At 64.1% G+C, this 22196-nt stretch carries 23 protein-coding genes and 1 tRNA gene; 11 read left to right on the forward strand and 13 right to left on the reverse strand.

All coding sequences use genetic code 11. The features are described 5' to 3' along the window. Positions 1-24 precede the first annotated feature (24 nt). From kdgD to AC5RT4_RS11275, 6 genes are all read right to left on the reverse strand, one after another. Complete coding sequence (gene kdgD, locus AC5RT4_RS11250; protein ID WP_494105756.1) at positions 25-939, reverse strand: 5-dehydro-4-deoxyglucarate dehydratase; 915 nt, start codon at positions 937-939, stop codon at positions 25-27. Positions 940-1063: 124 nt separating this feature from the next. Continuing rightward, entirely contained in the window at positions 1064-1966 is a 903-nt protein-coding gene (locus tag AC5RT4_RS11255) for a LysR family transcriptional regulator (RefSeq protein ID WP_494105757.1), read from the reverse strand. Between the two features lie 105 nt (positions 1967-2071). After that, positions 2072-2458, reverse strand: coding sequence for a universal stress protein (locus AC5RT4_RS11260; protein WP_494105758.1), 387 nt, complete (start codon positions 2456-2458; stop codon positions 2072-2074). A gap of 36 nt (positions 2459-2494) precedes the next feature. Then, a complete protein-coding gene (locus AC5RT4_RS11265; protein ID WP_494105759.1) occupies positions 2495-4030 on the reverse strand; it encodes a tripartite tricarboxylate transporter permease in 1536 nt (511 codons plus the stop codon). Positions 4031-4045: 15 nt separating this feature from the next. After that, the gene (locus AC5RT4_RS11270) at positions 4046-4549 is read right to left on the reverse strand and encodes a tripartite tricarboxylate transporter TctB family protein (protein ID WP_494105760.1); all 504 of its coding nucleotides are present in this window, start codon (positions 4547-4549) and stop codon (positions 4046-4048) included. Further along, complete coding sequence (locus AC5RT4_RS11275) at positions 4546-5547, reverse strand: tripartite tricarboxylate transporter substrate binding protein (RefSeq protein WP_494105761.1); 1002 nt, start codon at positions 5545-5547, stop codon at positions 4546-4548. Before AC5RT4_RS11275 ends, AC5RT4_RS11270 begins: the two co-directional genes overlap by 4 nt. Positions 5548-5764: 217 nt before the next feature. Between AC5RT4_RS11275 and AC5RT4_RS11280 the strand changes: the two genes are divergently transcribed. The 3 genes from AC5RT4_RS11280 to AC5RT4_RS11290 all read left to right on the forward strand — a co-directional run bounded on the left by AC5RT4_RS11280 (position 5765) and on the right by AC5RT4_RS11290 (position 8286). Beyond that, positions 5765-6577, forward strand: coding sequence for an IclR family transcriptional regulator (locus AC5RT4_RS11280; RefSeq protein WP_494105762.1), 813 nt, complete (start codon positions 5765-5767; stop codon positions 6575-6577). A 161-nt stretch (positions 6578-6738) separates the two neighbouring features. Continuing rightward, complete coding sequence (locus AC5RT4_RS11285) at positions 6739-7998, forward strand: glucarate dehydratase family protein (RefSeq protein WP_494105784.1); 1260 nt, start codon at positions 6739-6741, stop codon at positions 7996-7998. A gap of 9 nt (positions 7999-8007) precedes the next feature. After that, a complete protein-coding gene (locus tag AC5RT4_RS11290) occupies positions 8008-8286 on the forward strand; it encodes a hypothetical protein (protein ID WP_494105763.1) in 279 nt (92 codons plus the stop codon). A gap of 63 nt (positions 8287-8349) precedes the next feature. On the opposite strand, the gene AC5RT4_RS11295 is transcribed toward AC5RT4_RS11290, so the two are convergent. Next, on the reverse strand, positions 8350-8823 hold the full coding sequence (locus tag AC5RT4_RS11295) for an NUDIX hydrolase (RefSeq protein ID WP_494105764.1): 474 nt from the start codon (positions 8821-8823) through the stop codon (positions 8350-8352). 119 nt (positions 8824-8942) lie between these two features. On the opposite strand from AC5RT4_RS11295, the gene AC5RT4_RS11300 reads away from it, so the two are divergent. After that, positions 8943-9212, forward strand: coding sequence for a hypothetical protein (locus AC5RT4_RS11300; RefSeq protein WP_494040453.1), 270 nt, complete (start codon positions 8943-8945; stop codon positions 9210-9212). A gap of 15 nt (positions 9213-9227) precedes the next feature. Here the strand turns inward: AC5RT4_RS11300 and radA are convergent, their stop codons facing one another. Further along, positions 9228-10601, reverse strand: coding sequence for a DNA repair protein RadA (gene radA, locus AC5RT4_RS11305; RefSeq protein WP_494105765.1), 1374 nt, complete (start codon positions 10599-10601; stop codon positions 9228-9230). 227 nt (positions 10602-10828) lie between these two features. On the opposite strand from radA, the gene AC5RT4_RS11310 reads away from it, so the two are divergent. Next, the gene (locus AC5RT4_RS11310; protein WP_494105766.1) at positions 10829-11881 is read left to right on the forward strand and encodes a Gfo/Idh/MocA family protein; all 1053 of its coding nucleotides are present in this window, start codon (positions 10829-10831) and stop codon (positions 11879-11881) included. Here AC5RT4_RS11310 and AC5RT4_RS11315 read toward each other — a convergent pair. Continuing rightward, positions 11878-13005, reverse strand: a complete 1128-nt coding sequence (locus AC5RT4_RS11315; RefSeq protein ID WP_494105767.1) for an FUSC family protein — start codon at positions 13003-13005, stop codon at positions 11878-11880. The genes AC5RT4_RS11310 and AC5RT4_RS11315 overlap by 4 nt on opposite strands. Before the next feature lie 246 nt (positions 13006-13251). Between AC5RT4_RS11315 and pstS the strand changes: the two genes are divergently transcribed. The 4 genes from pstS (at position 13252) to pstB (ending at position 17373) form a co-directional block, all read left to right on the forward strand. Beyond that, entirely contained in the window at positions 13252-14373 is a 1122-nt protein-coding gene (pstS, locus tag AC5RT4_RS11320) for a phosphate ABC transporter substrate-binding protein PstS (protein ID WP_494105768.1), read from the forward strand. A 103-nt stretch (positions 14374-14476) separates the two neighbouring features. Then, a complete protein-coding gene (pstC, locus tag AC5RT4_RS11325) occupies positions 14477-15409 on the forward strand; it encodes a phosphate ABC transporter permease subunit PstC (RefSeq protein ID WP_494105769.1) in 933 nt (310 codons plus the stop codon). After that, positions 15410-16522, forward strand: a complete 1113-nt coding sequence (gene pstA, locus AC5RT4_RS11330) for a phosphate ABC transporter permease PstA (RefSeq protein WP_494105770.1) — start codon at positions 15410-15412, stop codon at positions 16520-16522. It begins immediately after the preceding gene. A gap of 71 nt (positions 16523-16593) precedes the next feature. Beyond that, entirely contained in the window at positions 16594-17373 is a 780-nt protein-coding gene (gene pstB, locus AC5RT4_RS11335; RefSeq protein WP_494040460.1) for a phosphate ABC transporter ATP-binding protein PstB, read from the forward strand. Between the two features lie 136 nt (positions 17374-17509). On the opposite strand, the gene AC5RT4_RS11340 is transcribed toward pstB, so the two are convergent. The 4 genes from AC5RT4_RS11340 to AC5RT4_RS11355 form a co-directional block, all read right to left on the reverse strand. Then, positions 17510-17917 (reverse strand): hypothetical protein, encoded by a 408-nt coding sequence (locus AC5RT4_RS11340; RefSeq protein WP_494040461.1) that lies wholly within the window; start codon positions 17915-17917, stop codon positions 17510-17512. Positions 17918-18169: 252 nt separating this feature from the next. Further along, positions 18170-19183 (reverse strand): inorganic phosphate transporter, encoded by a 1014-nt coding sequence (locus AC5RT4_RS11345; RefSeq protein ID WP_494105771.1) that lies wholly within the window; start codon positions 19181-19183, stop codon positions 18170-18172. 1 nt (position 19184) lies between these two features. Then, positions 19185-19802: a nuclease PIN gene (locus tag AC5RT4_RS11350; protein ID WP_494040463.1), complete on the reverse strand. Its 618-nt coding sequence runs from the start codon at positions 19800-19802 to the stop codon at positions 19185-19187. 322 nt (positions 19803-20124) lie between these two features. Then, positions 20125-20784: a hypothetical protein gene (locus AC5RT4_RS11355; RefSeq protein WP_387548135.1), complete on the reverse strand. Its 660-nt coding sequence runs from the start codon at positions 20782-20784 to the stop codon at positions 20125-20127. A gap of 187 nt (positions 20785-20971) precedes the next feature. Between AC5RT4_RS11355 and AC5RT4_RS11360 the strand changes: the two genes are divergently transcribed. Both AC5RT4_RS11360 and AC5RT4_RS11365 read left to right on the forward strand, forming a co-directional pair. Continuing rightward, positions 20972-21044: transfer RNA gene (locus AC5RT4_RS11360), tRNA-Lys, on the forward strand. An 89-nt stretch (positions 21045-21133) separates the two neighbouring features. Further along, on the forward strand, positions 21134-22150 hold the full coding sequence (locus tag AC5RT4_RS11365) for a LacI family DNA-binding transcriptional regulator (protein WP_494105772.1): 1017 nt from the start codon (positions 21134-21136) through the stop codon (positions 22148-22150). The last annotated feature ends 46 nt before the right edge of the window (positions 22151-22196 follow it).

Below are 22196 nucleotides of genomic sequence, written 5' to 3' on the forward strand. Positions count from 1 at the left end.
GTTCCTCCTATGAGAGGTGGTGGATCAGGAGACGGTGGCGATGAGGGCTTTGAGGTCTGCGAGGTCCTGCTCAGCGAGGTTCTGCAGCGGCGGGCGGACCGGGCCGGCGGAGCGGCCGACAGCGTCAAGGCCGCCCTTGACGATGGAGACAGAGTAACCCTTGACCCGGTCGCGGATGTCCAGGTACGGGATGACGAAGTCATTGAGCTTCTTGTTGACGGCTACGCGGTCGTTGTTCCGCACGTCCTGGTAGAAATCCAGGGCGAACTGCGGCACGAAGTTGTACATGGCGCTGGAGTAGGTGCTCATGCCCAGCTGCAGCAGCGGCAGGGCGAAGGTCTCGGCAGTGGGGAGGCCGCCGAGGTAGAAGAGCCGGTCGCCGAGCTTGGCGTAGACGCGGGCATCGTGCTCGAGGTCACCCACGCCGTCCTTGAAACCGATGAGGTTCTCGTGCCGGTGGGCAAGCGCGGCCACCGTGGTGTCCTTGTAGATGGCGTTGGCACGGTTGTAGATGATCACGCCGAGGGAAGTGGCGCTGCAGACAGCGCTGACGTGCTCGATGAGCCCTCCCTGGTCGGCTTCGGTGAGGTACGGGGGCAGCAGGAGGATGCCTTCGGCGCCCGCTGCTTCGGCAGCCTTGGCGTTCTCGATGGCCTGGACAGTGGATCCGCCGGCAGAGGCGAGGACGGGAACCTGGCCGCCCACTTCCTCCACGGCGGTGCGGACGACGCGCTCGGACTCGGCTGCGGACAGGGAGAAGCCCTCTCCGGTGCCGCCGGCGGCGAAGAGGCCCGCAACGGGGAAGCTTGCCTGCCAGGCCAGGTGCTTGCGGTAGTTCTCTTCATCGAACTGCAGCTCTGCATCGAACGAGGTCACGGGGAAGGACAGCAGGCCTTCCTTGAGAGTGTCCGCCAGTTCCTGGGGTGAGTACTTTGCCACGGTTTGTGTCCTCTGGGTAATGCCGCTGTGGGCGTGATGGTGTTGTGTCTAGAGTAGGCAGGCTGTGTGATGCCTGTCCAAGAGTTTTCTGGTATCCAATGATGCCCGCAAAGCATTATTGGTGTTACTTGCTGAGGTTCGAGCTTTCAGCGGAGAAGTCCAACTCCTTTAAAAGCCTTCGCAGCGCCGGGTTTTCCGCGCTCTTAATCCAGATGGCGTGCAGTTCCACCAGGTTATTACCCTGGCTTGAGAGTGGCAGGTACCTGACGCCCTCGATGTTCAATTGCGCGGCGGACGCGGGAACAAGCGCCACGCCCCGCTTGGCAGCAACGAGGGAGACCATGGTGACAATCTGGCTGACGACATGGACGACGTTCCCGTGCCTGATCGGAAACATCCGGACCACGAGGTCGTAAAAGTACCGCGCTTCTGTTGGTGAGTGCATGATAAGCGGCTCATTTTTGAAGTCCTCATGACTGAGGTCCCGGCCCAGGCCTGTGAGCCGGTGGCCCGAGGGTACAGCGAGCAGCATGGACTCGCTGAAGAGCAGCCGGGAGTCAAAAGTTTCTTCATCGAACGGCGGACGGGCCAGGCCCATGTCCAGCTCTCCGGTCAGCAGGCCGCTGATTTGCTTGCCCGAGACCAGCTCCAGGAGTTCGACGTCGACATCGGGCAGGAGGCGGCTGGTCTCCCCCAGCAGTGGCCCCAGAACGTTCAATGCGCTTGCGGCGGTGAAGCCGATGCGCAGGTAGCCGGAGCGGCCGGAAGCTATTCTTCGGGCAGCGGTAGGCGCCCGTTCCGCCAGTGCCATGAGGCGCCTGGCTTCGTCCAGGAAGGCCATGCCTGCGGGAGTCAGTTGCACGTTTCTGTTGGTTCGTTCGAAAAGACTGGTTCCCACAATCTTTTCCAGTTTCTGGATCAGCCGGCTCAGCGGGGGCTGGGTCATTTCCAGGCGTTCGGCGGCGCGGCCAAAGTGCAGTTCTTCAGCGACGGCGATGAAGCCGGCCAGCTGATCAAAGGTAAACATTTAACCCTTCGCAGTCTCTTTGGCGTAAGTAATCCAAGTGAAAGGCATGCTACCGCCGGTTGCCTGATTGCCTGCCCTTTCGGCGCTTTTCCAGAGCTGCGCCGGTCAGGCCTTCACTGCAAGAACCGGGCAACTGGCTTCAAGGAGAATGCGTTGGGCATCGCTTCCCAGAAGCAGCTTGCCGACCTGGGAGCGCTTGCGGATACCGATGACGATCATTTCGGTGTCCTCAGCCGTTGAAGCCTCGATGAGGGCATCCGGGCCGTCTTCATGGGCATCCCTTTCGATCCGCGCGGCGACACCGGCACGGGCCGCGCGGGCCACGAGTGCGTCGAGGTCCGGATCCGAGGCAAGCTTCGGGTCGGTGTGCGAATGGCGGCTGCTGCTGTTGATGATGACGAGTTTCTCATTGAGCTGTGAGGCCAGGGACAACGCCTTGGCAAAGGCGGCTTCACCGCGTTCATTGGGGATGAATCCTAAGACGATGGACATAGCAACTTCCGTTCGAGTTGTGGTTTTCCGGGCAGGTCAGTCTTCGAATCCTCGGCCATGCGTGTGCAGGACGGCCTCAGTTTTGGCTTGCTGGCGACGCAAAACCCAGGTCATTACGGGGGCAGCAGCGAGGGCAATAAGGATAGTAACGGCCAAGGTGATTGAAATGGGGCTTGAAACGAAGATTCCGAGGCTGCCTTCGGAGAGCCGGATGGCCTGGCGGAAGGACGTTTCCAGCAGCCCTCCAAGTACGAAGGCGAGGACGAGCGGGCCCGGGGGAAATCCCAGCTTCTTCATCAGGTAGCCCACAACGCCGAAGATGATAACCAGGAACATGTCAAAGACGCTGTTCCGCACGGTGTACACGCCAATCATGGTGATGAGGACGGTCAACGGGTTGAGGATGGTTGCTTTTACCGACAACAGCTTGACGAAGATGCCAATCAGCGGGATCGACAGCAGGAGCAGGAAGACGTTGCCGATGTACATGGAATCGATGACGCCCCAGAAGATATCCGGGTGATCGTTGATCAGGCTCGGTCCCGGCGTGATGCCCTGCAACAGGAGCGCGCCGAACATGATGGCCATAGTTCCGTTGGCGGGAATGCCGAGGGTCAGGAGCGGGATGAAGGAGCTGGTTGCTGCCGCGTTGTTCGCAGTCTCGGGCCCTGCAACACCCTGGATGGCCCCGCGCCCGAAGCGCTCTGGGTTCCGGGAGAACTTCTTTTCGGTGGCGTAGGCGACCAGCGAGGCGATGGTGGCTCCGCCGCCCGGCAGGATGCCCAGCGCGAAGCCGGAGACGGAACCACGGGCGATGGCACCTGAGGACTGCTTCAGGTCGCTGCCCGTGGGCAGGGCCCGCTTGAACTTGGGAGTTACCGATGATGCCGATGGGGGCGTGGCCATGTTGTACAGAATTTCGCCGACGCCGAACAGACCCATGGCAATGATAACGAAGTCGATGCCGTCTGCCAGGTTGTCCGAGCCGAAAGTGAACCGGCTGACGCCCGTGACCGGGTCCCGGCCCACAGTAGCCAGAAGGAGGCCGATGGTGGCGGAGACGGCTGCCTTCCGGGCCGAACCGTTGCCCAGGGAGGAGACCAGCAAAATACCGAGCATGGCCAGCAGGCTGTACTCGGCCGGGCCGAAGTCCAGCGCGAAGCTGGCCACCAGGGGGGCCAGGAAGGTTAGTCCGACGATGGCTATGGTGCCGCCGATGAAGGACCCTACTGCTGCGATTCCCAATGCAGCGCCGGCCCGCCCCTGCCGGGCCATTTGGTAGCCGTCGAGGGCTGTCACAACGCTTGAAGCTTCGCCGGGCAGGCGCAGGAGGACCGAGGTGATGGTCCCGCCGTACTGGGCACCGTAGAAGATGCCCGCGAGCAGGATGATGGCACTGGCCGGTTCCATGGTGTAGGTCAGCGGGAGCAGGATGGCGATGGTTGCTGCCGGCCCCAGCCCGGGCAGTACACCGATAAGCATGCCAAGGGTGACGCCGACCAGGCAAAACAGCAGGTTGCCCGGCTGCAGCACCACGTCGAAGCCGCCGATGGCGTCGTTGATGATATCCATGTGGGGAGACGTTTCCTAGAAAAGGTGGGGGATGGGAACGGCCAGGAGAAGGATGAAGAGCACGTAGACCACAACGGTGGCAATGATGGACACCGTGACTGCGGGGCGCCAGCCCTCCTTCCCCAGGATCTTGATCCAGAAGAAAAGAAGCAGGACGGTAGGAATTTCGAATCCGACCAACGGAAGCAACGCGGCGTATGCCAGCAGGCTGCCAACGCTTAAAGCGACGGTGAGGATGCCGCCGTCGAACGCTTCGACGTCCTCGTCATGCTTGGCGCGGACCAGGGCGGTTCCGGCGGCCGTGATCATGACCAGGGATATGACCAGTGGCCAAAGCCCGGCCCCGGGGGCGCTGAGGGAGCCGATGCCAAGGCCGAAGGCGACAATCAGGCCAAATACCCCAAGGGCAAGCGGGACGAGCGCGCCGAGCGCGGCGGTCATGACTCCGCCGCGCTCAGCCTGCTCTTCTACCTCAAAGTCACTTGCTGATTCCCCGCGGTGAGCAGCGGAAGTGCTCATTTAGTGGCTCCGATGCCAAACTCCTTGGCCAGGTCAGTGAAGGTCTTGGTATCAGCTTCTACAGTGGTGTTGACGTCGGCAGGCTGGCCGTCCCACTCACCGATGAGGCTTGTCTTCAGGAATTCCTGGAACTTGTCAGACTCCTTGGCGGTTTCCACAGACTCGGTCAGCTTGCTCACAACGTCCTGGGGTGTTTCCTTGGGGACGGCAAGCCAGCGGCGCTGCACGACTGAGATGTCGTACCCTGACTCTTTCGCGGTGGGGACATCGGGGAAGTACTCACTGCGTTCCGGGGAGAAGACTGCCAGGGGGACGAGCTTCCCGGCGTCAATCTGTGGCTTGACCTCAGCGAGCTGGGTGGCGACGGCGTCGGCGTGATTGCCCAGGACGGCCGTGACGGCAGCGGAACCGCCGTCGAACGGGACGTCGGTGGCCTTTTTACCCGCCAGCGCGAACAGCGCAGCCTGCCCGAACTGGCCGCCGGTACCCGCGCCGGAGGTCGCGTACTTGATGTTGTCCTTGGCCAGCAGGTCGGCGAGCGAGCTGACGCCGGCGTCCTTGTTGACCACCAGAACATACTCTTCCTCGGACACCGGGGCGACGACGGTCATCTTGTCCATAGTCAAAGCGTCCGGATCTTCAACAAAGAGCGGGGTGATGGCGAACAGGGACTCGGCGGCCAGCACGGTGCTGTAGCCGTCTGCCTTGGAGTTCAGAACCTCTTTGGTGCCGACTGCGGTGTTGGCGCCGGGCTTGTTCTCCACCACGACGCTCTTGCCGAGGGGTTCCTCCAAAGAGGACGCCAATGCCCGGGAGATCAGGTCGGTGCTGCCGCCTGCACTGGAGGGAGCCGTGAGATTGACGGATTTGGTGGGGAAGTTTTCACCGCCCGCCCCGGCTCCTCCGGTTCCGGTCTGGACCCCACCGCAGCCGGTGAGAACGAGGGACAGGATGCCAAGGCCGGTGATGGCAGTAAGCGTGGGCTTCAGGGAGTTCATCGTTGAGCTTTCCTCTGTTGGGGGCCGACGGGAAGAAGGCCGTTTCGGTTTAATTGTGTGGAAGGGTTGCTACCTGCGGGAGGGGGTAACCCGCTAACCGCGAAGCGATTTTCGTAGCGCCTGTCTATATATGTAGACAGAAGATCGTGATGGAACTCATAATTGACTAGAAAGAACGTCTCTGTCAAGGCCGTGGGCCGGATCAAGGAAGATCTGCATGAACCAGCAACAACCGGCAATAGCCGATATGACCAGTAGTGGCGTGCGTGGAGTGAAGTCCGCCGCCCGCACCGTTGAGGTTCTTGAACTGCTGGCGGCAAGGGGCAATGAACCTGTTACGGTCCGGGAGCTCTGCGACGCATTGGAGGCGCCCCGCAGCAGTACCTATGCACTTCTTCGTACTTTGACGGACCTCGGCTGGGTGCGCAGTGATTCCACGCGTTCGCTGTACAGCATTGGCATCCGTGCCCTGTTGGCAGGTACGACGTACCTGGACACGGATCCGTTGCTGCGGGTGGTCCAGCCGCACGTGGAGCAGGTCAGCCGGCAATTGAATGAGACTGTCCATTACGGGCGCCTTGACCACACAGACATGGTGTACCTGGCCACACACCAGTCCTCTTCCTACGCCCGGGTCCAGAACCGGGTGGGACGCCGCCTGCCCGCCTACTCGACCTCCCTGGGCAAAGCCGTCCTGGCGCAGTTCAGCGACGAGGAACTCGAGCAGCACCTGCCTCCCACCCTGGCTGCCCTGACACCTGCGACCATCACCTCCCGGGAGGACCTGCGCAAGGACCTTGAAGCTACCCGGACGCGGGGATACTCCATTGACGACGAGGAAAACACGCCGGGACTGCGCTGCTTCGGGATCCCATTGCCCATCAGGAACGACGTCGCTGATGCGCTCAGCTGTTCGGTGCCTGTTGAACGGCTCAATCCCGCCTATGAGAAAGAGATAGTTGCCGCTCTCCGCGCTACCGCGGACATCACCCTGCAGATCGTCCGCGGCCTGGGCGGGCTCCTCGCCTGATCAGCCCTTCAATACCTTGAAAGTATTTTTCATGTCCAAAATGGACTTGGACGCGTATCGGCAGTAGTGCCTAAGATCACTTCAGGTCCCCAGCCACCGCTGTCCCCATAGAAAGTGATTCCGTGCCACACACCGAACTTCAAGACAACCTCGCCCAGGTCATGGTCACGGGTGTCACCATCACGCCCGTCGCATTCAAGGACCCTCCGCTTCTCAACGCCGTAGGCGTACACGAGCCTTTCGCGCTCCGCGCCATCATCCAGCTCCACACCGATGCCGGCATAACAGGGCTGGGGGAAACCTACGGCGACGCAGGCCACCTCGCACGGCTCCGCCTCGCAGCTGACGCCATCATCGGCGCCGATGTCTTCAACATCAACTTGCTTGGAAGCAGAATTGCCCGAGCTCTGGCCGAGGACACCATCCAGGGCGGACACGGTATGAGCGGAATGGTGACAGGCTCAAGGACGGCAGACCGCGTGCTGTCTCCCTTCGACGTCGCAGCCTTGGACGTCCAAGGGAAAATCCTCAGCCGGCCCGTCAGTGACCTGCTTGGCGGTGCCGTCAGGGAAGCAATTCCTTTCAGCGGATACCTCTTCTACAAGTGGGCGGGCCACCCCGGTCAGGACGACGACTCCTGGGGCGCAGCCCTGGACCCGGAAGGAGTGGTGAAGCAGGCATCACGCATGGTGCGCGAATACGGCTTCACCGCCCTTAAGCTCAAGGGCGGCGTGTTCCACCCTGAGCAGGAAGTTGCGGCCATCCAGGCCTTACGCGACGAATTCCCCGACTTGCCGCTCCGTCTCGATCCCAACGCTGCCTGGTCGGTGCCCACGTCCATCGAAGTGGGCAAGGCCCTTGATGGGGTCCTCGAGTACCTCGAGGACCCGACCCCCGGTATAGAAGGCATGGCCGAAGTGCGCCGCAGCGTCCCGATGCCGCTGGCAACCAACATGTGCGTCGTAAGCTTTTCCGATATTCCCGCATCCGTAACTGCCGGCGCCGTGGACGTCATACTTTCGGACCACCACTTCTGGGGCGGGCTTCGCCGGTCACATTCCCTTGCAGGCATTACGGAAACCTTCGGGCTCGGCCTCTCAATGCACTCGAACTCCCACCTGGGAATCAGCCTGGCCGCCATGGTGCATCTGGCGGCGACCACGCCGAACCTGGACTACGCCTGCGACACCCATTGGCCCTGGAAGGACGAAGACGAGGACGTCATCAGGCCGGGGGCCTTGCGCTTCGTGGACGGGGCGGTCCCCGTCCCGACCGCCCCTGGCCTCGGTATCGAGCTGGACCAGGACGGGCTCGAAAAGCTCCACCGGCAATACCTTGAATGCGGCCTTACCGGACGCGACGATACGGGCTACATGCAGCGCATCAATCCTGAGTACGTCCTCAAAAGCCCACGCTGGTAGCAGCAGGCCATGTACAAACGCAACTCGCTCCGCTTCATCTCACTGCCGGCACCCGCGCCGGTCCCGGACTGGTCCAAACTGTGCAGGAACGACCAGGTCGAGGTGCGTACTGCCGGTAGGCCAGCGATGTCCGGAACCATCGATATGATCACCGCAAACCGCAGCGTGTTCTGGATAATCCGCAACGATGGCGCAGGCAGGACGATGGTTTGTTTCGGCGACGATGTGTCCGTCCGGAGAATTGCACCGGCCAAAGCAGCCGGAATCCGGGAGCGCGTTACAGCCTGATGGTGTTCCGGCACATGCCTCAGACGAAGTAAAGACCGCCAGTACCCCTCTGGCCCGGCTTCCTCACGTCTGACGGCGGATCTTTTCAGTGAGTGCGTCGAGGACCTGCAGCTGGCCCTTCACCAGCTTGAGGCGCGCTTCGGCCTCCGTAAACCAGCGGGCGTCGTCGATCTCCGGAAAGTGCTGGATCCGGCCTGAACCCTTGGGCCACTCCAGCGGGAACGTGTTGCTGACGATCCTTGCCGGCTGGAAGTCCTGCTCCGCGGTGAAAACCGTGATGATCTTGCCGGACGGCTGCCGGAACTGTCCGAGTTGCCGGTAGTCCGCGGGCGGGGCAGGGGAGCCCATCTCTTCGGCAAACTCCCGCAGGGCAGCAGCCAGCGGATCCTCGTCCCCGCCATATTCACCCTTAGGGATGGACCAGGCATGGGCGTCCTTGCGCGCCCAAAACGGTCCGCCCATGTGGGCTATCCAGACTTCCAGGCCGCCCGGGTCTGTCCTCCTGTACAGCAGAATCCCTGCGCTGAAAACCGGCACCTGTCCTCCACCTGCTGAAGATTTCAAAACGATCGGAAACCGCCCTTCAACGTTAACCTGCAGTTCACGGCGCTGCTTTAGGTTATTCCCCTAGGCACTCTGCTCGAAGGGACCCCGTCATGGCCAACATAGCCGAGGTTTTGGGACGGCTCACGCCGGATGAACTGGATGAACTCCGCACCCTCGGGCCGCAGGGACACCTGCCGCGATACCTGGTTGACGCCTTGGACCGTGCCGCCGGCGGACCCGGTGCTGGCCGCGGCTACTACGTTCCCACCGGAAACGTCAGCGCTACCGGCGGCCCGCTCCTGGTGCTGCGCAGCGACGTATCCGGCTGGCTTTTCAACACCCACAGCGACGACCCGGACCCCTTGCCGGAGCACCGCTAGCCTGACCATCCGGCGCTAGCCGATCAACAGGCTCAGGGCCTCCGTCAAGTGCTCCACTTCGCGGACCGAGAAACCGGCCGGCACCGGACCCGGCCCGGCGTGGCTGGCGGGCACAACGGCGTGGGTGAACCCCAGCCGGTGGGCTTCCTGGATGCGCTGGTTGATGCCGGGGACAGGCCGGACCTCGCCCGCGAGGCCCACCTCGCCGAAAGCGATCAGCCGGATGGGCAGCGGTTTGCGGGCCTTTGCCGAAGCCACCGCAAGGGCAACAGCCAGGTCCGTCGCCGGCTCACTCAGCTTCACGCCCCCCACCGTGGCCACGTACGAATCGTCCTTGTGCAGCAGGGTGCCGGCACGCTGCTGCAGGACAGCCAGCAGCATGGAGACGCGGGAGCTGTCCAGGCCGCTGGTGGCCCGCCGCGGCTGCGAGTTGGGGCTTTCGGCGAGCAGTGACTGCACCTCGGCCAGCAGGGGCCGCCGGCCTTCCATCGTTACCGTAATGCAGGTGCCGGAGACCGGCTCCTTGGTGCGGCTGACAAACAGCCCGCTGGGATCGGCGAGACCTTCGATGCCGTTTTCGTTCAGGTCGAAGCAGCCGACGTCGTCCGTTGGTCCGTAGCGGTTCTTGACGGCACGGAGCAGCCGAAGCCGGGAGTGGCGTTCGCCCTCGAACTGGCACACCACGTCCACCAGGTGCTCCAGCAGCCGCGGCCCGGCGATGGAGCCGTCTTTGGTCACGTGGCCCACCAGCAGGGTGGTCATGTTCCTCCGCTTGGCCGCGGCAATGATGGACGCGGCAACTTCACGGACCTGCGAAACACCGCCGGCGCTGCCGTCCACATCGGCACTGCTGAGGGTCTGCACGGAGTCCACAATCAGGAGGCGGGGCTCGATCTTCTCGACCTGACCCAGCGCCTGGCCCAGATCCGTCTCAGCGGAAAGGTACAGCGATTCAGCCACGGCGTCGATCCGCTCGGCACGGAGCTTCACCTGGGCCGCCGATTCCTCCCCGGTCACGTACAGCACGTCCTGCGCCGTCCGGGCAAACTTCGCAGCGACATCAAGCAGCAGCGTTGACTTGCCCACGCCAGGCTCACCAGCGAGCAGGATGACAGCGCCCGGCACCAGCCCGCCGCCCAATACCCGGTCCAGCTCGTCCACGCCGGTGGGCAGGAACGCAGCAGTGGTTGCGTCCACCTCGGCAATCCGGCGGGCGGGCTCCGCAACTGTTGCCGCCGCCGTGGTACGTGCAACGGCGGTGCCGGCTTCCTCGACGGTGCCCCATGCCTGGCACTCGCCGCACCGGCCGACCCATTTGACGGTGGTCCAGCCGCACTCGGCGCATTTGTAGGCGGGCGCTTTGGACGCCCGGGAAGTCTTTGTTGCCATGGGATCAACCCTAGTGGCGGGCCCTGACATCCCTTGGCCACCCCGGAGGGGAGGGAGACCGCCGCTGCCCATTGGAAAAATCGGGACCACGTAAAATAAAGCCCGCGGTACCCGATTATTGAGATGGGAAAGAAAATGGCCGAAATTCTAGTGGACCTGATTGAGGGCAAGGACGCCGAACGGGTGACGCAGATTCCCACGTCACTGGTGATCCGCGAGTCGGCGTGATGGATGCCACCGGGCCCGGCGCCAACACGGACACTAACCGCTCCCTTCGCTGGGGTGTTGTGGCAACAGGACGGATCGCGCACAAGGTCACCCGCGACCTTGCCTTCCTCGAGGACGCCGAGCTTTATGCCGTGAGCTCGCGCAGCAAAGCCTCGGCGGAGGCATTCGCGGAGGAGTACGGCTTTGCCGCCAGCTACCACGACGGCCCCTCCGAACCCGGATACAGGCAGCTCTTCGCGGACCCCAAGGTAGACGTGGTGTATGTCGCCACGCCGCACGCGCAGCACTTCGAGGTTGCCCGCGCAGCCCTCGAAGCCGGGAAGCACGTCCTGTGCGAGAAGCCCTTCACCATCAACGCCCGGGAGGCCCGTGAGCTGGTCCGCTTGGCGGGTGAACGGGGGCTTTTCCTGATGGAGGCGGTGTGGACGCGTTTCCTGCCCGCCATGCGCCGGACCCTGGAACTGATCGGCAGCGGGGAGATCGGCAGGGTCTGCTGGCTCCAGGCCGACCTTGGCTTTCCGGCTGCCTATGACCCCCGGGACAGGCTCTGGGATCCGGCGGCCGGCGGCGGTGCACTGCTGGACCTCGCGGTCTACCCGTTGACCTGGGCCATCGCGGCGCTGGGGTTCCCGGAGAAGCTGACGGCGAGGGGCCACCTGAACCAGGACGGCGTGGACGTCCAGAACACCATCGCCCTTGAGTACCCGGAAGGAGCTTCCGCGCAGCTGACCTCCTCGATCCAGGCCGCCGGGCCGGGAATGGTCACCATCAGCGGAATCGCAGGCTGGATCAGGACCGGTTCACCGCTGTACAACCCGCGGATGCTCGAAGTATGCGGCCTGAACGGCGAAATCCGGGCAGAGGAGTTCCCCGAGCCAACCGAGGGTTTCATCCACGAACTGCGCGAGACGGCACGCTGCATCCGGGCCGGCCTGCAGGAGAGCCCGTTGATGCCCTGGAGCAAAACGGTAAAGGTGATGGAGCTGCTGGACGAGGCCCGGGAGCAGCTCGGCCTGCGGTACGCGAACGACTCCAGCCCGGGCGTTTCCTAAAGCGCGGGCAGCACGTCCCTGGCCTCGCGCGCGTCCATGCCGGTGGCCTCCAGCAGGTCCACCATCAGCGGCCGGTACAGCATCACCACCGTTTCCCCTTCCAGCCTCTGCACCTCCAGCAGCTTGGGGTGCAGGCGCAGGGCAATCTCGCTTAGGTCCCGGCGGGCCGTCCGCAGGTGGGCGCGGCGGACGCCGTCGTGCGTTTCCGCCAAGCCCAGCGACAGCTCGTCAATGGCGGCAGCGGTCTCCTGCAGCACCTCCGCGATGTTCTCCGTCGCCTCGTCCGAAAGCGCGGCATGGTTGATGGCGCTGGTAAGGCGCCGCGCGAAAACCCGGCTGTTCCTAAGTGCAAGGTCAATGAAATCCAGCGACTGTTTGAGCCGGTCCAGTTCTTCCCGGTGCCGTCTGTAGGCGGGGGCCAGGGTGGCCACCTCGCCGGACGCGCGGAGTGACTGGCGCATCCCGTCCACCAACGGCTGGCAGTTCCGGCCCCTGATAAGTGCGTGCCAGGCCTGGGTGGAATCACTCCGGACGAGCGCCTCCCCGCACTCACGCAACACCTCGGCCAGCTCGTGCAGCAGCTTCTGGACGTCTTTCCGCGGCTCCCGCCGTGGGTCCTTGGGGATGAGGATGGTGACGAGCAGTGCGCAGAGGCCGCCCACCACGGCGTCTATGCTCCTCGTGAACGGCCCGCCAGCCGGTGCGGGCAGCAGGACCACCAGCAGCGACTGCAGCCCCAGTTGGGTGGTGAAGATCGTGCCGCTGTCCAGGAAGCGGGCCAGCAGGATGGAGAAAAGAAGGACGACGGCGGCCTGCCAGATACCGCCGCCCAGCCAGTGCAGGAGGAGGTCACCCACGGCTATGCCAATGGTGCAGCCAAGTCCCACCTCCACCACCCGCCGCAGCCGCGGCTCCCGGGAGAAGCCAAGGGCAATCAGAGAGGACGTGGCTGCGAACAGGGGCCCGGAATGGCCCAGTACATACTCGGCGAAGGCATAGGCACCCACAGCGCAGACGGTCATCTGGATGGCAGGCACCAGCGAGTTTCGGCTGCGGATCAGGCCGGTGCGGATACGGCCGTGCAGGAACCGCCTGCCTGCTGAGAGTCCTGCTGCTGGGGCCATGCCGTCCAGTCTATTTGTTGCCCGGACCTTGACAGCCTCCGCACTACGGCCGGACCTGTGATCTGCGCAATGGGAACCCGGCACTTGTAAGCCGATATCCCGCCGCCGTTAATGTTCCGTTCACTTTGGACAGCCAATCCTGTTACCTGCGGCCCCTAACTTCGATGAAGGTACAAAACGTACGCATCGCGCTGCAGGGCGTCTCCGGCCCTGCCCGCAATTGAGACCCTGGAAGGGGTACATTCAGTGAAGGCACTCCGCTTCGGCCGCCACGCGGCTATCGCTGTTATCGCAGCCGGCGCTCTCGCGCTCACCTCCTGCGGTTCAGACAACGCCACGGGCACCGCGCCCGCCGGCGGCCAGACGTCCGCCGGCCCCAAGGTAACCGGCACCCTCACCGGCATCGGCGCTTCCTCCACCGGTGCAGCCATGGACGCATGGAAGGCCGGTTTCGCGTCCGCTAACTCCGGCGCCACCGTGCAGTACTCCCCGGACGGCTCCGGCGCAGGCCGCAAGGCCATCGTTGACGGCTCGGCACAGTTCGCCGGTTCGGACGCCTACCTCAAGGACGAAGAGTTTGAGAGCTCCAAGGCCGTCTGCGGTCCCGACGGAGCCATCAACATCCCCGTCTACATTTCCCCGATCGCCGTGGCTTTCAACCTTCCCGGCATCACCGAGCTGAAGCTCGACGCCGCTACCGTGGCCAAGATCTTCCGGGGCGAAATCGCCAACTGGAACGATCCCGCCATCGCCGCCCTGAACGAGGGCGTGGAGCTCCCCGACCTCAAGGTCACCCCGGTGAACCGTTCGGATGACTCCGGCACCACCACCAACTTCACCGACTACCTGGCTTCCGCAGCTCCTGAGGTCTGGACCGACAAGTCGGCAGGCGTCTGGCCCGCAACTCTGCAGGGCGAGAACGCCAAGGGCACCTCCGGTGTGGTCAAGACCGTTACCGACACCCCCGGTGCCGTAACGTACGCTGACGACTCCGCTGTTGGCGGCGCCCTCGGCACCGCCTCCATCAAGGTAGGCGAGGAATACGTCAAGATCTCCGCCGAAGCAGCTGCCAAGGCAGTCGAGGCCGGCAGCCCGGTTGAAGGCCGCTCCGCCAACGACGTGGCCATCAAGCTGGACCGCAAGACCACCGCCGCCGGTGCCTACCCGGTGGTCCTCGTTTCCTACCACGTGGTCTGCAGCGCCTATGACAAGCAGGAAACTGTTGACCTGGTCAAGGCCTTTGAAAACTACGTAGTCTCCGAGGAAGGCCAGCAGGCCGCCGCGGATTCCGCCAAGTCCGCACCGCTCTCCCCGGCCCTGGCCGAGAAGGCCGCCGCGGCTGTCGAGTCCATCAAGGTCAAGTCCTAATCACCGCTCTGAATCCGGGTTCCCCGCCTGCCGAGAGGCAGTGCGGGGAACTTGGTTTTAGTCGCCGCCTTCCCCTCCCAGCAATCGATCGAAGGGCCGTCGAATGACCGCCACCTCCCTGACCAGCACCCGGGGCGCCGGCCGCGCCGGGGACAAAATCTTTTCGAGTGCCGCGCTGGCCGCCGGCTGCCTTATTCTCGCCGTCCTTTTCGGCGTCGCACTCTTCCTGGTGGTCCAGGCGATTCCGGCGCTGACCGCGCCGTCTGCCGAGATCCAGGGCGGCGAAGGCTTCTTCGCCTACATCTGGCCCATCGTAATGGGCACCCTTATTGCAGCCGTGATCGCACTGGTGATCGCCACGCCCGTTGCCATCGGCGTCGCGCTGTTCATTTCACACTTCGCTCCGCGCGGCCTCGCATCCGGGCTGGGCTACGTTGTTGACCTGCTGGCTGCCATCCCGTCCGTGGTCTATGGCGCCTGGGGTGCCGCGTTTCTGGCCAAGGAGATCTCCCCGGCCTACAACTGGCTCGCGGCCAACATGGGTTGGTTGCCCATCTTCCAGGGCCCGGCCTCAGCCACCGGCAAGACCATCCTCACGGCCGGCATCGTCCTTTCGGTCATGGTGCTGCCCATCATCACGTCGCTCTCCCGCGAGATATTCCTCCAGACCCCCAAACTGCATGAGGAAGCCGCGCTCGCCCTTGGAGCCACGCGGTGGGAAATGATCAAGATGTCCGTCCTGCCGTTCGCCCGCCCGGGCATCATCAGCGCCGTCATGCTGGGTCTTGGCCGTGCCCTCGGGGAAACCATGGCCGTAGCACTGGTCCTGTCCTCCGGAGCGTTGACCGCCAGCCTCATCCAGTCAGGCAACCAGACCATCGCGGCGGAGATTGCACTGAATTTCCCGGAAGCAAGCGGGCTAAAGGTCAGCACACTGATCGCCGCCGGCCTGGTCCTGTTCGTCATCACCCTGGCCGTGAACATGATCGCGCGCTGGATCATCACCCGGCACAAAGAATTCTCGGGAGCCAACTAAATGACCTCCACGCTCACCCCTGTTCGCAGCAAGCGCTCGGCGCTCACCAAGGGCCAGCTGCCCAAGTACGCGCCCTACGTGGCCCTGGCCGGCGCGCTTATCGTTGGCGCCGCCATCCTCGCCCTGGTGGGCTTCAACGTGTTCGGCTGGGGCATTGTCTCCGCGCTCCTTTTCGCCATCGGCCTGGTGTCCTGGAGCGCGGTTGTTGAGGGTTCCCGCAAGGCAAAGGACAAACTGGCCACCTGCCTCGTAGTGGGTTCCTTCCTCGTGGCCCTGCTTCCGCTCTTATCGGTGATCTGGACCGTGCTGGTCAACGGTGTACCCGGGCTTCTTACTCCCGGATTCCTTACCAACTCCATGAACGGCGTCACGGGCGTTTTCGACAACCGGGCCGCGGAAGAAGGTGCCCCCGTGCTGGGCGGCATCTACCACGCGCTCCTGGGTACAATCCAGATCACGCTGCTGGCCACCATCATCTCGGTGCCGGTGGGCCTGCTGACCGCCATCTACCTCGTGGAGTACGGCAGCGACGGCCGGCTGGCCCGCGCCATCACCTTCTTCGTGGACGTAATGACCGGCATCCCCTCCATCGTGGCCGGACTCTTCGCCGCGGCCTTCTTCTTCGCCGTGGTGGGTCCCGGCACTAAAACCGGTGCAGTGGCCGCCGTCGCGCTTTCCGTGCTGATGATCCCCGTGGTGGTGCGGTCAAGCGAGGAGATGCTGAAGATCGTTCCCAACGAACTCCGTGAAGCGGCGTACGCCCTGGGCGTGCGCAAGTGGCGGACCATCGTCAAGGTGGTCATCCCGACGGCGATATCCGGCATCGCGTCCGGCGTCACCTTGGCGATCGCCCGCGTTATCGGCGAGACGGCCCCCATCCTGGTCACCGCAGGCTTCGCCACCAGCATCAACTCCAACGTGTTCAGCGGCTGGATGGCCTCGTTGCCCACATTCATCTACACCCAGATCCTGAACCCCACCTCGCCGGCCAACCCGGACCCGTCGTCACAGCGGGCCTGGGGTGCCGCCCTGGTGCTGATCATCCTGGTGATGATCCTCAACCTTGGCGCCCGGCTGATCGCCAGGATCTTCGCCCCCAAGACAGGCCGCTGAGCGCCTGCTCCTTCCGGTCACACGGCCCGGATCATAAACTTCAATTCATACCCAGTCAGTGAAGGAACACCATGTCTAAGCGCATCGACGTCAAGGACCTGAACGTGTACTACGGCGATTTCCTCGCGGTGGAAGACGTCACCATCAACATCGAGGCCAAATCCGTTACCGCGTTCATCGGTCCGTCCGGCTGCGGTAAGTCCACCTTCCTGCGGACCCTGAACCGCATGCACGAGGTGCTTCCCGGCGCCCGGGTGGAGGGCGACGTCCTGCTCGACGGCGACAACCTGTACGGCCCCGGCGTGGACCCCGTGACCGTCCGCTCACAGATCGGCATGGTTTTCCAGCGGCCCAACCCGTTCCCCACCATGTCCATCCGTGACAACGTGCTGGCCGGCGTCAAGCTAAACAACAAAAAAATCTCCAAGGGCGAGGCCGACGTCCTGGTGGAACGCTCGCTGAAGGGCGCCAACCTTTGGAACGAGGTCAAGGACCGCCTGGACAAGCCCGGGTCAGGCCTCTCCGGCGGCCAGCAGCAGAGGCTCTGCATCGCGCGGGCCATTGCTGTGGAACCTCAGGTGATCCTGATGGATGAGCCCTGCTCCGCGCTGGATCCCATCTCCACCCTGGCCATTGAGGACCTGATCAACGAGCTCAAGGACCAATACACCGTGGTGATCGTGACCCACAACATGCAGCAGGCAGCCCGCGTCTCGGACCGGACCGCCTTCTTCAACATCGCGGGCACCGGCAAGCCGGGCAAGCTTATCGAGGTGGACGACACCCACACCATCTTCAGCAACCCTGGCCAGAAGGCAACCGAGGACTACGTCTCGGGCCGGTTCGGATAATCCCCAGCCGCGCCCCAGGCTCGCACGCTCGCCCGGGGACCCCTGCGGCCGTGGCCCCACAGCCGGCTGAACCAGGCTCGCACGCTCGCCCGGGGACCCCTGCGGCCGTGGCCCCACAGCCGGCTGAACCAGGCGGCTACTCCGGGACTTCCAGCTGGAAGCCGCACCGGCAGCGCAGGACCCTGGTGGGAAGCGAGACGGCGCTGAGTCCGCCACTGCTGTTGCTGGTGCGGTAGCAAAGGCGTTCTATTTCGAACTCGGCTTCCTCCATGGGGAAACCGCAGTGGACGTACTCGTCACCGAACATGATCACCTTGGCCATCCAGCGCACCTGGTGCAGCGCCGCGGCCACGTCCTCTGCGTACGCAAGGTGTTCGTGGAACCTGTGGCAGTCATTGCAGGTGTAGGACACCGTAACCAGGTCGCCGTTGGCCGCTCCCATCGCCGTGATGGCATGGATGGTCAGATGATGTTCCGTCCCGCAGATCTCGCATTCCATGTGCCGGGGCTGGGGCAGGGAATGCCGGGGATTCGAGTTAGACATGATGCCTGCTCTTTTCCGCGCTGTGCATCCGGGCCGCCGATATGCTGCAGCAGCGTTAATCCGCGGCCCTGCACCCGGCGGCGGATGTCAGCCCCGGCAGCAGCGCTTGGGGGCGTACTTTCGAATCTACGTCACACGGGTCTGCCTGTACAGGGCAGGAGGGGCTCCCCCCTCCCCGAGGGACAGCATGGGTCCCTGCCCGGCACCCGCTTCGGCCCATGGTGCCCTCTGCAGCCTGAAGGGTGGGTTTACTCAGCCGGCCAAGGGGGACAGCGCCAGGGCCAGGACAAACGCCAATGCCGCAGTGGCGGCCGGCGTCAGGATCCACAGTGCCACAATGCGGATCACCAGCTTCCGGTTGGTCACCGAAAAGTTCTGGTTTTCGCCCGCTCCCAGCACGGCAGAAGTTACTGTATGCGTGGTGGAAAGCGGCCACTGCAGGCCGATGGCACCCACAAACAGCATGAGGGCGCTGAAGATCTGAGCCACGGAGCCACGGAGCGGGTCGATCTTGGTGATTTTGTAGCCGATCGTATGGGAGATCCTCCACCCCCCGTAAAGGGTGCCGGCGGTGATCATTACCGCGGTAAGCAGCGCCACCCACGCGGGGATAGTGCCGCCGTCGGAATAGCCTGCTGCCAGCAGGGCGAGGATCAGGACGGCGCTGATCCGCTGGCCGTCCTGCAGGCCGTGGCCAAACGCCACCGCCCCGGCAGCTATGGACTGGCTCCGGCGGAACCGTTGGTTGACCACGTTGGGCTGGGTGTAGCGGGCGGCCCAGTTAGCCGGGTAAACCAGCATAAAGGCGCCGCTGTAGGCCACCAGCGGCGACAGCAGCAGCGGAAGTACCACTTGGAACAGCAGTGAATGGTCCACCCCGCCTACCCCGGTGCCACCCAGTGCGAGGCTGGCGAGCCCGGCCCCGGCAAGGCCACCCACCAGGGCGTGCGTGGACGAGGCAGGTATGCCCCGCCACCACAGCAGGATGCCCCACGCGGTGGCGCTGCCCAGGCCGGCGAGCAGGATGCTGAGGCCGTCCGTCCCTTCGGGCAGGTGGATCCACGTCTGGCTGATCGCCACAGCCAGGAGCGCGCTGAGCAGGGCGCCGAGGAAGTTGAAGAAGGCGGCCAGCAATACCGCCACGCTGGGTGTAAGGGCACGGGTCCGGACGGCAAGCGCCACCGAGGTGGAGACGTCGCGGAAGCCGTTGACGAACGCGAACACGGCTGCCAGCAGGACCACCGCGCCGAAGACGACTGCCGTCACCTCAGGATTCCTTGACGATGATGCTGCCTACCTGGGTGGCGATGCGCCGCATGTCCTTGGTGACTTCCACCAGCTGGTTGGCGACATCACGGTTCCGTGAGTACTGCGCCCACTTCATGTCCCTGATCATGTCCGCCACCCAGACCCGGTGCGTCCGCTCAGCACGTTTGGCCAGGCGAAGGATTTCAATCCAGTAATCCTCCAGGTCATCCAGGTTGTCGAGCCGGCGCATAGCGTCAACGGTGAGCTCGGCCTGCCGGCTGATGATTTCCAGCTGGTCCGCTGCCCGTTTTGGCAGCCGCTCCAGGCGGTACAGCGCCACGAGTTCCGCCGCAGCGTCCAGTTTCTCGATGGCCTCGTTGAGGTAGCGGGACAGAGCATACATGTCTTCGCGGGGGAGGGGGTTCACGAAGCTGGTGCGCATGTGGGTCAGAAGGGCGAAGTGCAGTTCAGCGGATTTGGCCTCGTGGTTGTGCATGTCCTCCACGAGCTTGCCGTGCTCGGCTGCGGGCACACCGAGGATTTCGGCCAGGGTGGCACTGGCCAGCACAATTTGCTGCGCCATCTGCGATAAAAGGTTCAGCCCGGCGGGCTCCTGGGGAAAAAGGCGCAGCTTCACAGTTACCGGTCTCCGGGATAAGAACAGGGCGGGAATTGCCTGCCGTGTGACTTGACCCCGGCGCGCAACTGTCGCTAACTCTACCGGCCCGTAACTGCACCTTCGAAATGGGAGGACGGTAGCTGGGCAGCAAGCAAACGGGCAAACAGTAATTGGGCAGAAAAATGGTGCCGAACCGGATACGCCTCTCGGCGGTAGGCCGCTCTAGGCGGCTGAATGTTGAAGCCCGGGGGTTTCGCGGCTCGGCACCAGTTTCAGTGTTCTACGTTGGTTGGCCCAAGTCAACATTGACAGATCCGGGCTCCTGGGCCATGCGGTTCGCTCAATCCAGCTCACCGAGGCGCCACGCGTTGGCTGCGTGCTCCAGGTCCTCGGCGGTCTTCACCAGCTGGTGGGAGTTGCGGGTGAGTTTGCTCGCGTGCGCCTCATTGCCGTGCTCGGCGCCGTCGGCGAGGGTGGCCTGGCCGAGCGCCACCACCCGGCAGAATGCGGCGGAACGCTCCAATGCGACGTCGAACTCGCCGTCGAACGCTCCCGAAAGGATGGCGTCCGCCATCGCCTTCATCTCATCAGCGCCGGGAGGCTCGGCGGCCCCGGCCACCACATTGGAGACCTGCGCCGTGTCTTTGCCCGCGCGGAAGTAGACCGAAATTCGTTCGGGATCCTGGACCGTGGCCGCACGCAGGGCGTACAACCGCCACAGCGCTCCGGGAAGTGAACGGGCCGGGCTCTCGGCCCACATCTCTGCGATGGCCTCCAGGCCCTGCTCGTCCGCAAGCTTGACGAGCCGCTCGGTCACTACGGGGTCGTCGCTGTCCCGCCCGTGGCGGACCAGCGCCTGGGCAGCGAGGTGGGCGGCTTCGGACACGCGGGCGGGATCGGCGCCGCCGGCAAACGGTTCGAAGTCGACGGGCGCGAAAGGCTTGGGCTTGTGGTGCCGGTTGGCGCCGCCGTAATGACTGGAACCTGTTTGCTCGCTCATGCCCCCAACGCTACTCCTGTGCCCTGCGCTAAATCGAGCATCAGGAATTGCTGCCGGGCCTCTAAGGCAGGGCCGACGGCGGGGCCCGGCCCGTGTGCGAATGCTGCCTCGAGCATGGGTTAGAGTATTAACGTCCAGAAATGGATGGGCCGGGTTGGCGGTACAACGTACCGAAGCAGCCCGGCTTGGGCCTTTAGCTCAGTTGGTAGAGCATCGGACTTTTAATCCGTGGGTCGTGGGTTCGAGCCCCACAGGGCCCACTCTTTTAGCGAAGAGCGGGAAATCCCCCGGCAGCCTCCCTGAGGCAGCCGGGGGATTTGTTGTTTGCGGCAACCGGCACAATGGGGACATGACAAAAAGCAGCGCCGGGCGGTTGCCGCGCCTTGAGGACGTGGCCGAACGTGCCGGCGTCTCCCACCAAACTGTTTCCAGGGTGGTCAACGGGCACCCGAATGTCAGTAAAGCAACCCGGGAAAAGGTGGAGGCGGCCATCGCCGAGCTGGGCTACCGGCGGAACACGGCAGCTCGGAGCCTGGTCACCCGGCGCTCACAAACCATCGGTGTGCTTGGCAGCGAGCTCTCCCAGTACGGCCCGGCCAACACGCTCCTCGGCGTGGAGCAGGCAGCGCGGAACGCGGGCTACTTCGTCAGCATTGCCGCCCTGCGTTCGGTGGGCCGGGACGCCATCTTCAATGCGCTGCGGCACTTCCTGGACCAGGCGGTGGACGGAATCGCCCTCCTGGTGCCGCACACCGAAACACTGCAAATCCTTGAGGAGTTCAACCCCGGGGTGCCAGTTGTGGCCGTCGGTTCGCCTGGAAATGAAGCAGTCAGCGGGGCAATGGTGGACCAAAAACGCGGTGCGGAGATCGCCGTGGGCCACCTCATCGAGCTGGGGCACAGCAGAATCGGGCATGTTGCCGGGCCGTCGGACTGGATTGACGGTGCCCTGCGCACTGAAGGCTGGCGCGCGGCGCTGCAACATGCAGGGTTTCAGGACGACCTGCTGCTGGAAGGCGACTGGAGCGCAGGCAGCGGTTACGAGGTGGGGCGCCGGCTGGCAGCCGAACGCACCGCCACCGCTGTGTTCGTGGGCAATGACCAAATGGCCCTCGGGGTGCTGCGTGCCTTCAACGAGGCAGGGGTCCGCGTGCCCGACGACGTCTCTGTGGTGGGATTCGACAACCAGCCGGAGTCCGGCTACTTCACCCCGCCGCTCACCACCGTGCGGCAGGACTTCGAGGAGCTGGGCAGGCGGTGCATGGACACCATGCTCAAGGAAATTGAGGCCGGTGCCGCCGCCAGTTCAACCGTCGTCATCCCGGAGCTGGTGCGCCGGGGGAGCGCAGCACCGCCCAGGCAATGACGAGCCAGGCTAAGCGCCCCCAGCGGCCGCGGACGTCCACATGCAA

The organism is Arthrobacter sp. sptzw42, assembly GCF_059089685.1.